This window comes from Rhodococcus koreensis (genome assembly GCF_017068375.1).
Taxonomy (GTDB): domain Bacteria; phylum Actinomycetota; class Actinomycetes; order Mycobacteriales; family Mycobacteriaceae; genus Rhodococcus_F; species Rhodococcus_F koreensis.
The window spans coordinates 5,894,343-5,907,235 of the sequence record NZ_CP070609.1 but is presented as its reverse complement, the minus strand read 5'-3'; the positions used below and the strand labels follow the sequence as shown (position 1 = coordinate 5,907,235).

12 protein-coding genes and 1 riboswitch are annotated in these 12,893 nt (G+C 68.5%); of the genes, 5 read left to right on the top strand and 7 right to left on the bottom strand.

The annotated features are described in order from the left end of the window. Nucleotides 1-16: 16 nt before the first annotated feature. Nucleotides 17-2,041, top strand: coding sequence for an APC family permease (locus tag JWS14_RS27120; RefSeq protein ID WP_206014804.1), 2,025 nt, complete (start codon nt 17-19; stop codon nt 2,039-2,041). Here JWS14_RS27120 and JWS14_RS27115 read toward each other — a convergent pair. Continuing rightward, the gene (locus JWS14_RS27115) at nt 2,010-3,626 is read right to left on the bottom strand and encodes an FAD-dependent monooxygenase (protein ID WP_206014803.1); all 1,617 of its coding nucleotides are present in this window, start codon (nt 3,624-3,626) and stop codon (nt 2,010-2,012) included. The two genes, JWS14_RS27120 and JWS14_RS27115, sit on opposite strands and share 32 nt — an antisense overlap. Nucleotides 3,627-3,728: 102 nt before the next feature. Next, a complete protein-coding gene (locus tag JWS14_RS27110; RefSeq protein WP_095863342.1) occupies nt 3,729-4,493 on the bottom strand; it encodes an ABC transporter permease in 765 nt (254 codons plus the stop codon). Nucleotides 4,494-4,623: 130 nt separating this feature from the next. Between JWS14_RS27110 and JWS14_RS27105 the strand changes: the two genes are divergently transcribed. Next, the gene (locus JWS14_RS27105) at nt 4,624-6,948 is read left to right on the top strand and encodes an ATP-binding cassette domain-containing protein (protein WP_206014802.1); all 2,325 of its coding nucleotides are present in this window, start codon (nt 4,624-4,626) and stop codon (nt 6,946-6,948) included. On the opposite strand, the gene JWS14_RS27100 is transcribed toward JWS14_RS27105, so the two are convergent. Further along, nucleotides 6,945-7,166: a hypothetical protein gene (locus JWS14_RS27100; RefSeq protein WP_072943100.1), complete on the bottom strand. Its 222-nt coding sequence runs from the start codon at nt 7,164-7,166 to the stop codon at nt 6,945-6,947. The genes JWS14_RS27105 and JWS14_RS27100 overlap by 4 nt on opposite strands. Nucleotides 7,167-7,452: 286 nt before the next feature. Here JWS14_RS27100 and JWS14_RS27095 point away from each other — a divergent pair, with 286 nt between their 5' ends. Further along, nucleotides 7,453-7,857 carry a C40 family peptidase gene (locus JWS14_RS27095; RefSeq protein ID WP_072943098.1) on the top strand — a complete coding sequence of 135 codons (405 nt, stop codon included), beginning with the start codon at nt 7,453-7,455 and terminating at the stop codon, nt 7,855-7,857. Between the two features lie 82 nt (nt 7,858-7,939). On the opposite strand, the gene JWS14_RS27090 is transcribed toward JWS14_RS27095, so the two are convergent. Further along, complete coding sequence (locus tag JWS14_RS27090) at nt 7,940-8,281, bottom strand: histone-like nucleoid-structuring protein Lsr2 (protein WP_015888735.1); 342 nt, start codon at nt 8,279-8,281, stop codon at nt 7,940-7,942. Nucleotides 8,282-8,421: 140 nt separating this feature from the next. Between JWS14_RS27090 and JWS14_RS27085 the strand changes: the two genes are divergently transcribed. Beyond that, complete coding sequence (locus JWS14_RS27085) at nt 8,422-8,601, top strand: hypothetical protein (RefSeq protein ID WP_206014801.1); 180 nt, start codon at nt 8,422-8,424, stop codon at nt 8,599-8,601. 20 nt (nt 8,602-8,621) lie between these two features. On the opposite strand, the gene JWS14_RS27080 is transcribed toward JWS14_RS27085, so the two are convergent. From JWS14_RS27080 to JWS14_RS27070, 3 genes are all read right to left on the bottom strand, one after another. Beyond that, entirely contained in the window at nt 8,622-10,067 is a 1,446-nt protein-coding gene (locus tag JWS14_RS27080) for a CitMHS family transporter (protein ID WP_338051557.1), read from the bottom strand. A gap of 84 nt (nt 10,068-10,151) precedes the next feature. After that, nucleotides 10,152-11,447, bottom strand: coding sequence for an LLM class flavin-dependent oxidoreductase (locus JWS14_RS27075; protein ID WP_206014800.1), 1,296 nt, complete (start codon nt 11,445-11,447; stop codon nt 10,152-10,154). Nucleotide 11,448: 1 nt separating this feature from the next. After that, a complete protein-coding gene (locus JWS14_RS27070; RefSeq protein WP_072943172.1) occupies nt 11,449-12,213 on the bottom strand; it encodes a 3-oxoacyl-ACP reductase in 765 nt (254 codons plus the stop codon). Nucleotides 12,214-12,262: 49 nt separating this feature from the next. Then, a riboswitch (TPP riboswitch) is annotated at nt 12,263-12,367 on the bottom strand. A gap of 72 nt (nt 12,368-12,439) precedes the next feature. Here JWS14_RS27070 and JWS14_RS27065 point away from each other — a divergent pair. After that, nucleotides 12,440-12,892: a MarR family winged helix-turn-helix transcriptional regulator gene (locus JWS14_RS27065; RefSeq protein ID WP_072943171.1), complete on the top strand. Its 453-nt coding sequence runs from the start codon at nt 12,440-12,442 to the stop codon at nt 12,890-12,892. Nucleotide 12,893: the final 1 nt, after the last annotated feature.

Genomic DNA, 12,893 nt, shown 5'->3' with positions numbered 1-12,893 from the left:
GTTCTACGCTGAACTGGTGGTGGCTCTCGTTCGAGCGGTCCGGCGGCTGGCTCTGGGACGCCCGCTGCGCAGTGACGATCTCGGGGAGCAGTTGCTGACCAAGCGTCTGGCGCTGCCGATCTTCGCGTCCGACCCGCTGTCGTCCGTCGCGTATGCGACGCAAGAGATCCTGCTGATCTTGTCCCTGGGCGGTCTCGCGTACTTCTATCTGACACCGTATCTGGCGGTCGGGGTGGTGGTGCTTCTCGCCGTCGTCGCCCTGTCGTACCGCCAGGTGGTGTACGCCTATCCCAGCGGGGGCGGCTCGTACGAGGTGGCCACCAAGAATCTCGGCCCGTCCGCGGGCCTGACGGTGGCGTCCGCGCTGCTCATCGATTACGTGATGACGGTGGCGGTGTCGGTCTCGGCGGGCGTCGACAATCTGATCTCGGCGGTGCCCGCGCTGAACACGCACCGGGTGACGCTGGCCGTGGCGTTCGTGGTGCTGCTGACGGTGATGAACCTGCGCGGGATCCGCGAATCGGGGACCACGTTCGCCTTCCCGACGTACGGGTTCATCGCCGGTGTGATGATCCTGATCGTGACGGGGTTCATCCGCGTCGCGGCCGGTTCGACGCCCGTCGCCGAAAGTGCCGGCTACACCATCGAACCGGAACTGTCCGGGCTGACCGGTCTGGCCCTCGTGTTCTTCGCGCTGCGCGCGTTCTCGTCCGGATGTACCGCGCTGACGGGGGTCGAGGCCATCTCCAACGGGGTGCCCGCGTTCCGTAAACCGAAGAGCGCCAACGCCGCGAAGACCCTCATGGCGATGGCGGCGACGGCGATCGTGATGTTCGCGGGAATCACCGCGCTGGCCATCGTCACCAAGGTGCACGTCGCGGTGAACCCGTGCGATCTGATCGGGTTCGCCGGAAACTGCGAGACCGACCCGCAGCGCACCGTCATCGCCCAGATCGCGGCCGCGGTGTTCGGCGGCACCACCAACTTCGGCTTCTTCTACGTGCAGGCCGCGACCGTGCTGATCCTCGTGCTCGCCGCGAACACCGCATACAACGGCTTCCCGCTGCTCGCGTCGGTGCTCGGCCGCGACCGTTACCTTCCCGTCCAACTCAACACCCGCGGCGACCGGTTGGCGTTCAGCAACGGCATCGTGCTCCTCGCGGTGACGGCGGGCGGACTGATCGTGCTGTTCCACGCGTCCGTCACCCACCTCATCCAGCTGTACATCCTCGGTGTGTTCACGTCCTTCACCCTCAGCCAGGCGGGCATGGTCCGGCACTGGAACGGTGTGCTGGCAACCGAATCCGACTCCCGCGAACGGCGACGCATCCACGGCAGGCGGGCGCTCAACGGCTCCGGCGCAATCCTCACCGGCACCGTCCTGGTCATCGTCACGATCACGAAGTTCACCCAGGGCGCCTACCTGGTGGTCATCGCGATGCCGATCCTGTTCTTCCTGATGCGCGGGGTGCGGCGGCACTACGACCGGATCGCGGAACTCCTCGTCGTCGACGAGGACAGCTTCACCCTCCCCTCCGATGTGCACACCATCGTGCTGGTGTCCGTGCTCAACAAGCCCACCGCCCGCGCCCTGGCGTACGCCCGCGCCACCCATCCGACGACCCTGGAAGCCGTCACCGTACTGGGCGCCGACACCACGAAACTGCAGCGGGAGTGGCACAAATACGAGATTCCGGTGCCGCTGAAGGTCCTCGAATCGCCCTACCGGGAAGTCACCGGCCCCATCGTGGGATATGTGAAATCCGTCCGGAAACGGATTCCCGGCGGAGTCGTCACCATCTTCATCCCCGAGTACGTGGTGGGTCACTGGTGGGAACACCTGCTGCACAACCAGAATGCGCTGCGCCTCAAGGGCCGGTTGCTGTTCACGTCCGGGGTGATGGTCACGAGCGTGCCGTGGCTGCTCGATTCGGCGACCCGGGCCGGGGCACCGCTCGGCAAGCCCGCGCCGGGTGACATCCGGCGCGGCCTGCCCACCACCGTCGAACTCAGCGGAAAGTCGGCTTCAGATACCCGGTGAGACCGTCGACGGCGACCGGACTCTGCCGGAATCCCAGATAGCCGTCCGGACGGATGACGAACGCGGCGGCACCCTCGGCACCGTAGGCGCGGGCGAACTCGCCGTCGCGGTCCCGGATCAGCGGCAGCACCGTTTCCCCGACCTCGGCGGCAGGCGACGCGACGAGGTACGTGTCGACGAGTCCGCCGGTCGCCGCGTCCACCGACGTCGCGGCGGCCTCGAGCAGTTCGAGCCCGCGCGCGTCGACCGAGTCGTCGGCGTACAGCAGCAGCGTGTGGTTCGGTCCCGCGAGGAGCGTGAACAGCCGGAGGGGAAACGCGACCGTGATGCGGGTCAGCCCGCGGGCGTCCGGCGCCCGGCTGCCGGGCGCAAGGCCCGCATTCGACGCCGGTTGGCCGACGATCGGACTGTCCGCATAGCTGATGAGGAGTTGCGCCTCGCGGCGGATCACGTAATCGGGATCCGACGACCCCGCCCCGATCCCCTCCCGGGCGCTGCGCACCGTGCGTCCCACCACCTCCTCCCCGACGGGCCGCCGTTCGGCGTCGTAGCTGTCCAGCAGATCGGGGGCCGCGGCACCGGACACCGCCAGCGCGACCTTCCACGCCAGGTTGTGGGCGTCCTGGATGCCGGTGTTCATGCCCTGCGCACCGGTCGGCGGATGAATGTGAGCGGCGTCGCCCGCGACGAACACCCGGCCGCGCCCGTACGAGTCGACGATGCGGTGGCTGATCCGGAAGATAGAGGACCAGCGAAGGTTCGACGCCCGGGTCGGCTGGGGCGACAGCCGGTCGAGCACGGCCTGGATGTGGCTCAGCTCGGGTGCCGGTCCCGCCTCGAATCCGTGCGCGATCTTGTCGGCCGCGGGAGTTCCGGTGCCGGCGAGATCGCTGGGCACCAGCATCGACATCCGGTAGCGGCGGCGCCCGGGCAGCGGAATGCACACGAGCAGGTCGTCGGTCTCGCCGTCCGTCTGATGCATCGACCGGATTCCGTAGCCGCGCGGCATCGCCCAGTCGACCTCGACGTCGCCGAGCATGTACTGCTCGACGAACGCGCCGCCCTCGAAGGTGAGGCCGAGCCCCTTGCGGACCACGCTGTGGGCGCCGTCGCAGCCGAAAAGGTACTGGGATCGGACGGTTTCGTCGCCGTCCGCCCCGGTGACCGTGGCGACGACGCCGTCGTCGTCCTGCTCGAACGCCGTCAACCTGGTTCCGCGTTCGATCGTGGTGCCGAACGTGGCCAGGTGACCGGTGAGGATGCGTTCGGTCGCGTACTGGGGCAGCCCGATGAATTCGAACGGGATGTCCGCCGGGAGCGACAGGTCCAGCCGGGCGACCTCGTCGCCGTTGACGTACACGATCTGCCCGAGCATCTCGATCGACGCGTCCAGGATGTTCCGCAGCACACCCATGCTCTCGAACACCTCGAGGGTGCGCGGCTGGATTCCCACCGCCTTCGCGTACTGCGGGGGCTCGAGCAGCGGATCGATGATGCGGCAGGCGACGCCGCGCCTGCGCAGTTCGATCGCCGCCGTCAGACCGACGGGACCCGCTCCGACCACCAATACCTCGGGATGCACCACACGACACCACCTCGTCAGCAGGGACCGACCACCGCCCAGTATGCGGGACCGGCCACGGGATCGACCGGCGTTCGGGCCAGACAGAGGCAGTAGCCGGAGATTTCAGGTGGGCACGGCGTGCGCTCGCGGCCGGCGGACGGCCTCCCTGGCCACCAGTTCGATCGTCACGGCCACCGCGCAGGTCTGCGCGAGCAGCAGCCCCACCAGTACGAGGATCTGGACGGCGCCGGCCTGAACGGCGGACCCGCTCGCGAGCAGCACCCCGACGAACGCCCCCGGCAGGGTGACCAGCCCGACGGTCCGGGTCTGGTCCAGCCCCGGAAGCAACGCGTCCGAGGCGGCGGACCGGACCACTTCCAGGCGGGCGTCGCGGACGCTGAGTCCGAGACTGAGCCCCGCCTCCACCTCACCCCACCGCTGTTCGACCGCATCGAGCCCGCGCCGCGCCGCGAGGGAGGTGGCCGTCATCGCGCCGCCGAGCACGATCCCGCCGACCGGAACGAGAGCGACACCCTCGAGCGGAACCACCCCGCTCACCAGCATCAACGGCAGAACGGTGCCCACTCCCGCCGCGAGCGCCAGCGCCAGCCACCAGGCGGACCGCCCGGCCTTCGCGCGCCGAGCGGACGTCGCCACCGCCGCCGCGAACATGACGACCAGCACGAGGACCGAGGACCAGAGCTGAGCGAGAGCGGCGGCCAGGATCAGGGACACCGCGGCGAGCTGGGCGGCGCCCCGGATCGCCGCGGCGGGCACGACCAGTGGACTACCGAGTCGAGTGAAGCGGTAGACCACGGCCGCGCACACGACCATCACCGTGCACAGCACGGCCAGTCCGACACCGGGATTCGCCAGGGACGTACTCACCCGGCCCAGTGTTCCTCACTCGCGGCCCCGGTTCGGGAGTACCCGTTCTGCCCACGCGGCCGGGGGAGTGCGTGCGACCATGGAGGAGTCGACGCTCTACGCCCGATGACGCTGACCGGAGGCCGTGGCGATGGACGACCGGGCGAACACAGCTCACCCGCGGGTCGTGGTCGAGACCCAACACGGCCGCACGAGCCACAGCGCGGGCAAAACCGTACGCATCGGCCGAGATCCGCAGCTGGAGGTCACGATCGTCGACCCCGTGGTGTCGCGCGAACATGCGCAGCTCACCTGGGACGACGGCTGGCAGCTCGTCGACTCCGGCAGCAAGAACGGGATCTACGTCGACGGTGAGCGCCGCGAGAACGTCCCCGTCACGAGTCCCGTCCGCGTCCGCCTGGGTGATGCGACCGACGGTCCGGTCGTGCGGCTCTCGGTCGAGGATCCGGACGCGACGCGACAGGACGTGGGCGCCCGATGGGACGAGTCGACGATCAGCGTCGGGACACCCCGCCCCCCGGCCGAGGCACCGCACGAGGAGACTCCGGCGGGATCACTCACGGTGGGGCGGTCACCCGACAACGACATCGTCGTCCGGGACGTGCTGGCCTCACGCCATCACGCCATCGTCCACCACGTGCCGTCCGGCCTCGAGATCGACGACCTGGGGAGCGTCAACGGAACGTTCGTCGGCGGCGCCCGGGTGTCGCGCGCGCACTTGACCGACGGCGACGTCGTCACGATCGGCAACACCGATTTCGGCGTCCGGGAAGGGCGACTCGTTCCCCGGCGGGTGGTGGCCCCGACCGCGGGTGGTCTGCGCGTGGACGGCGTCGGACTCACCATCGAAGGCGGGCGGCGCCTGCTCGAGGACGTCACGTTCACTGCCCAGCCTGGCAGTCTCACCGCGGTGATCGGCCCCTCCGGCGCGGGTAAGACGACGGTGGCCACCATCATCTCCGGTTCGGAACGTCCGACGGAAGGCGTGGTCGAGTTCGAGGGACGCAGCGTGCACGCCGAATACCAGGTGCTGCGCTCCCGCATCGGGATGGTCCCCCAGGACGACGTCGTGCACCGCCAGTTGACCATCCGTCAGGCACTCGGCTACGCGGCGGAGCTGAGACTGCCGCCGGACACCAGCCGAGAGGACCGCGAGGAGGTGATCGCGACGGTCCTCGACGAACTGCAACTGTCCGAACACGCCGACACGAGAGTCGACCGGCTGTCCGGCGGACAACGCAAACGCGCGTCCGTCGCGATGGAGTTGCTCACCGGCCCGTCCCTGCTGATCCTCGACGAACCGACGTCGGGCCTCGACCCCGCGCTCGACCGGCAGATCATGGCGACGTTGCGCCGGCTGGCCGACTCGGGCCGCGTCGTCGTCATCGTCACCCATTCGCTGTCGTACCTCGAGATGTGCGATCAGGTGCTGCTCCTCGCACCGGGCGGCAAGACCGCCTACGTGGGCCCGCCGGACCGGGTCGGGGCCGCGCTCGGCAGCACCGACTGGGCCGACATCTTCGCCCGGGTCGCGGCCGACCCGGACGGGGTGTTCGCCGACTACCGCGCCACCCGCCCGTCGGTGGAGGTGCCGGCCCCGAGCCCGCCGGGACCGCTCGGCAGTCCGGCGCACACCTCGCGGCGCAAGCAATTGAGCACCGTCGCCCGCCGCCAGGTGCGGCTGATCCGCGCCGACCGCGGGTACCTGATCTTCCTGTCCCTGCTGCCGTTCGTGCTCGGCGGGCTGGCCGTGCTCGTGCCCGGCGACACCGGGTTCGGCCCGTCCGGCCTCGACGAATCCGGCGAACTCACCCAGATCCTGGTCGTGCTGATCCTCGGCGCCGCCTTCATGGGATGCTCACTGACCATCCGTGACCTGGTCGGCGAGCGCATGATCTATCACCGCGAACGTGCCGCCGGGCTGCTACCGTCCGCCTACCTGACAGCGAAGATCGTCGTGTTCTGCGCCGCCGCGATCGTGCAGTCGGTGATCATGGTGGTGATCGTGTTCGTGGGCAAGGGTTTTCCGGGCCGGGGCAGCCTGATTCCCTCCGGCTCCGTCGAACTGATCGTGGACATCGCCGTCACCACCTGCTCCTGCGTCCTCGTCGGTTTGGCGTTGTCTTCGGTGGCGCGTTCCAACGAGCAGGTGATGCCGATGCTGGTGGTCACGATCATGGTGCAGCTGGTGATGTGCGGAGGATTGATCACCATCACCGGACGCAAAGTCCTCGAACAGCTGTCGTGGCTCTTCCCGTCCCGCTGGGGGTTCGCGGCCGCCGCCTCGACGGTGGACCTGCGCACCAACGCCACCGGCACCGAGCCCGACACACTGTGGCAGCACGCCGCGTCGTGGTGGCTGCTCAGCATCGCCATGCTGGTGCTCATCAGTTGCGTGCTCGGGGTCGTCACCTACGCCCGGCTGCGGTTGCGCCGTTCCCGCCGTGCCGGCTAGCTCAGTTCGACGACTGTCCCCAGGTCGTGCACGTGCTCCCGGTCCGAATGTTCGGGGTCCGGCGTGATGTCGCCGCGCGCCGTGTGAGCCATCGTTCTCGCCTCGCCCGCGACGAAGGCGACCGGCACGGCCACGGCAACGGACAGGAGGGCGGCTCCAGCGTCGAACGCCAGCCGCGCGACGCCGAGGGCACAGTTCGCGGTTTGTCGGATCGTCATCGTCCGCCTTCCTCCATCCCAGCCCACAGGACGCAGCGGACCACTCCTCTTTGCGTAAGCATTACCTGTTCGACGTTAATTGGGGGCATGCACTACTCGCGAGTACCAAACCGACCAGATCGCATAATTTTGTCGCCGGACCTCGAACCCGGCGACAAATGAACGGAAGACAGGCACATATCCGGGTAATTCGGCCGGTGCGTCCGGCCCGTGTCGGGGCCACCCTGTAATCAGAGCGCGCCCCGCAGACGCGACACCACACCGAGCGCACTGGAGTACCGACGGCATGAACCCCCACACCGGAAACCACGGACTTCACCTGGTTCAGACGTTTCGCGCCGATCCGGTCCGGCCGGGACGCCACGCCCTGCGCGCCGCCACCACCAGAATCGGCATCGCCTGCACCCGCGGCGCCGGCGACCACCGCGCCTTCGACAGCTCCGGCCTCGTCCAGTGGGCGTACAAACAGGCGGGCGTATCGGTTCCGCGCACCACCCACGAGCAACTCCTGCACGGAACCGCCGTCGACCGGGACGACCTGCAGCCCGGTGACGTCGTCCTCTTCTACGGTGGCGGCCATGCCGGGATCTACGCGGGCAACGACACCGTCGTCCACGCCCCCGCCCCGGGACGACCGGTCACGCGAGTGGCCTTGAACTCCATGTCGTTTCACGCAGCGCGACGGTACTGACGGCTGCGTCCGAAGACCGCCCCCAGCCGGCCCGGTCGGGGGCGGCTGGGGGCGTCGTTCGACCACCCGCGACGACGCGGTCTCAGTGCGCCGCGTTGTACGCTTCCTCGATCTGGGCGGGAATACGTCCGCGCGCGGACAACTCATAGCCCTGCGCCGTCGCCCATTCCCGGATTTCCTTCGCCTGCCCGCGCCCCTGCGACGGATCCACCGCAGTGGTCGACCGGCGCTTCCTTCCCCCGACCCGAGTCGCATGCTCGATGTAGAAGTCGAGAGTCTTGTGGAATTCCCTGGCGTTCTTGAGCTTCAGATCGATCTCGTAGTCGACGCCGTCGACTGAGAACGGAATGGTCTCCCCCTTACCGCTCTTGATCGGAGTTCCGTCGATGTCGTCGATGCGTTCGACAACAACTTTGCGCGCCACAGTTCCACTCCTTCATCGTCGATAACCCGGGGAACACTACGTCGAAGTATTGTTCACCTGCCAATCCCCGACAGAGTTTTCGACGTGCAGACCCGCGAGCGTCTGATTGGCGCACCCCGGAGTCGGGGTATCCGTCGGACATGACACCGAAGGACGATTCCGGACCGAAGACCACGAGCACCGACAGCGGCGCCCCCGGCGCGGACAAGGACGTGATGTCCGATCCGGCCGAGGACGACAAGGGTTCCGGCGCCGACTGGAGCGGCGAAGGTGGCGCAACCCCCGAGGGGCCCGCCACCGACACCGACACCGCCGACTAGGTCACCGGGGGACGACTAGGTCACCAGGGGATCTGCCCGAGGACCACACCGACCACCAGCATCGACAGCGACACCAGCGCCGCGCGCCACAGCACCTTCTTGTGATGGTCCGCCAGCGGGACACCCGCCAGGGTCACGAGCAGGAGGATGGCCGGGACGAGGGGGCTCTGCATGTGGAACGTCTGGCCGGTGATGGAGGCGCGGGCCATCTCGACCGGCTCGATGCCGTACGTGGACGCCGTTTCGGCGAGCACCGGCATGACGCCGAAGTAGAAGGCGTCGTTGCTCATGAAGAACGTGAACGGCAGGCTCAGGATGCCGGTGATGACGGCCAGGTGCGGTCCGAGCGCGGCGGGGATGATCTCGAGCAGCCACTGCGCCATCGCCTCGACCATTCCGGTGCCCTGGAACACGCCGGTGAGCACGGCCGCGGCGAACACCATCGCGACGACGGAGACGATGCTCGACGAGTGCCGGGTGATCGCTTCCTGCTGCTCCTTGACCCGCGGGAAGTTGACGGTCAGCGCGATCGACGCGGCCACCATGAACAGCACCGGAATCGGCAGCACGTCCATCACGAGCACGACAAGCAGCGCCACGGTCACGAGCATGTTGAACCACAACAGCTTCGGTCGCAGCGTGGGCCGCTCGGGGTCGAGGCCGTCGACGAAGCCCTGGCCGTCGTCCGAACCGGCGTCGCCGGAACCGCCACCCGTCCGGGGTGCGTCACCGCTGCCCCCGGAGCCCGAGCCCGAGGCGGAGCGGCGGAGGCCGGAGCCGGCGGAGACGAGGAGACGCTCGTCGGTGAGTTCGAGTGTGCCGATGCGGCGGCGTTCGCTGTAGCCGAGCTGCACGGCGAACAGCAAGACGACGACGAGACCGACCACCAGCGACGGGATCATCGGGACGAACACGTCGGACGGCGAAATGCCCAGCGCCGAGGCGGCCCGGACCGTCGGCCCACCCCACGGGACGATGTTCATCGCGCCGTTGGCCAGGCCGGCGACCACCGTGAGCACGACGGGGCTGACCTTCAGCTTCATGTACAGCGGCAACAGCGCGGACGTGACGATGATGAACGTCGTGGATCCGTCACCGTCCAGCGACACCACCATCGCGAGGACCGCGGTGCCGACGACGAGCCGCATGGGGTCGTTGCGGACGAGCCGGAGGATGAGTTTCACCAGCGGGTCGAACAGGCCGACGTCGATCATGATCCCGAAGAAGATGATCGCGAAGAACAGCAACGCGGCCGTGGGGGCCAGCGATTTGATCCCGTCGGTGATCATGTCGCCGATGCCGAGACCCGCCCCGGCCGCGATGCCGAATGCGACCGGGACGGCGATCAGCCCGACCACGGGAGTGGCCCGTTTGGACATGATCAAGAACATGAACACGGCCACCATCAGAAAGCCGAGTGCTACCAGCATTGCCACTCCTCGTCCGAGCTTGCACCGCGATGTGATCGCGATAACAGCCAGTGTCGGGGGGAGGGACGCTCACAGTCACTGTTGCGTACTTAGAGAAGGTTGTGTTCTTTGTGGTGGCAACTACCGGCGACCCCGGAGATGGCCGCGCAGGGTCGCTGTCTCATACTCCGCGCGGAACAGCCCGCGCCTCTGCAGGACGGGGACGACCTCGTCGACGAAGTCCGCGAGCCCGTGCGGGTACAGCGGCGGCATCAGGTTGAAGCCGTCGGCGCCGCCGCCGCGGAACCACACCTCGATCTCGTCGGCGATCGACTCCGGGGTGCCGATCATGGTGCAGTGCCCGCCGCCTGCCGCCAGCGTGCCCAGCAGCGACCGCACGGTGGGACGGTCCTTCTCGATGATCCGCAGGATCGTGTCGTACCGGCCCTGCGGTCCGGTGAACTCCGACAGCGGCGGCAGCGCCGGAACGGGTGCGTCCAATTCCCATGCGCTGCAATCCTGCTGGACGAACATCGACAACTGCGCCAGCGACTGTTCGACGGGCAGGAGCGCGTCGAGTTCCGCCTTCTTCCGGCGCGCCTCCTCGGCGGTCGAGCCCACGTAGGTGACGAGACCGGGCATCACGGTCACCGCGTCGGCGTCGCGGCCCGCGGCGCGGATGCGACGCTTCACGTCGCCGTAGTAACTCTGCGCGGCCGTGAGGTCGTAGGCGACTGCGTAGATGCCCTCGGCGCACCGGGCGGCCAGGTCGCGGCCCTGGTCGGACGCGCCCGCCTGGAACAGCACGGGGCGCCCCTGCGGCGAGTGCGGCACGGTCAACGGGCCGTCGACGAGGAAATGCTTGCCCCGATGCCCGATCGGGTTCACCTTGGCCGGATCCGCGAAGATGCCCTCCCGGTCGAGGACGAGCGCGTCGGGCTCCCACGAATCCCACAGCGCGAGTGCCACGTCGACGAATTCCGCGGCCCGCGAGTAGCGGTCGTCGTGCGGCGGCATCTCCTCGAGACCGTGATTGCGGGCCTCGGCGTCGAACATCGACGTCACCACGTTCCAGCCGACGCGGCCGCCGCTGATGTGGTCGAGCGACGCCAGCATCCGCGCGGCGTGGAACGGGGTGTAGAAGGTGGTGGACACGGTCGTCACGAGACCGACCCGCTCGGTTGCCCGTGCCATCGCGGACAGCGCGGTGAGCGGTTCGAGGAACCACATGCCCCCGGACGCGGGGTCGCGCACCGAATGCCCGTCGGCGAAGAACACCGCATCGAGGCAGCCCCGCTCCGCGGTCTGCGCCAGTGCCTCGTAGTAGGCGATGTCGCTGAGCCGCTCCACCTGCGAGGAGGGGTGCCTCCACGCGGCACCGTGGTGCCCGCAGCCGAACAGGAACGCGTTGAAGTGCAGTTGCCGGGCGTCGCTCATGTCAGTCCTTGACCAGTCCGCCGTCGACGACGAGGTTCTGGCCGGTCACCGAACGCGACCACGGGGACGCGAAGAACAGGACCGCGTCGGCGAACTCGTCCGGGGTCGTGACCCGCTGCAGCGGAGTGCTCGCCGCGATGAGGTCGAACACCTCGTCGGGGGTGGCGGCGCTCGCGTCGGTGGTGCGGAGCAACCCGCCCGAGACCATGTTGACGGTGATGCCGTCGGGTCCGAGGTCGGCGGCGAGCGTGCGGGTCAGCGACAGCGCCGCGGCCTTGGCGGCCGTGTAGTCGTGGTACGGGACGACGGGATTCTGGAACAGGTTGGTCCCGATGTTCACGATGCGGCCGAACCCGAGCGCGCGCATGCCCGGCAGCGCGGCCTGCGTAGTGTTCAGGGTCGCCTGCACGCTGCCGCGCAATTGCGAGTCGAAGGCCTCCCACGTGATGACGTCCGCCTTCTCGCGTGCGTCGCCGTTGAAGGAGAAGTCGGCGAGGGCGTTGTTGATCACCGTGGTCACCGGCGATCCGAAGTGCTCTTCCGCGGCGGCGAACAGCGCCGCCACCTGCGCGGCATCGGTGACGTCGGCCCCGAGGGCGACCGCGCGGTCCGCGCCCAGGGATGCCGCGAGTTCCTCCGCCGCATCCCGGCTGTTGCGGTAGTTCACGACCACCCGCGCGTCCTGCGCCGCGAACGAGCGCACGATGGCGGAACCGAGTCCCCGGCCACCGCCGGTCACCAGGACGATCTGCTTGTCGAGCTGCATTGCTGTCACCTTCCGTTCGGTCGGCGACGAGACATCGGATGAGCGCATACGGCCGTCTCCGCGACATCCCTTCGCCGGCATTACCCAGTTCAGGTTCGACGGGTGTCTTCTCAGCCGCCCGGATCTTCGCCGGGCAGCACCCCGTGTCACTGGCCAACAGTGTAGGGCAACCACCGGTATCGACCTGTTGATTGTGCACAACCTAGTTGTGTGCAACTATTCATGGGTGACCGACAACCTCGCCCTCGACCGCCAGGTGTGCTTCGCGCTGTACTCGGCCTCCCGGGCGATGACGGCGAGATACCGGTCGATGCTCGACTCGCTGGGAGTGACCTACCCGCAGTACCTCGTGCTGCTGGTGCTCTGGGAACAGGACGGCCGCGGGGTGCGTGAGATCTGCGACGCCCTCGATCTCGACACCGGCACCCTGTCGCCACTGCTCAAGCGGCTCGACGCGCTGGGCCTGGTCGAACGAAGGCGTTCGTCGGCCGACGAACGCCGGGTCGGGATCCACCTCACCGAGAAGGGCGCGGGCCTCCGCACCGCCGCGGAGGGCATCCCCACCGAACTCGCCCGCTCCACGGGCATGGGCGTCGGCGAACTCGTCGCCCTGCGCGACACCCTGTCGCGCCTCACCGAATCGCTCCACAGTTTCGAAACCCCTACAGGAGAGAAGTAAC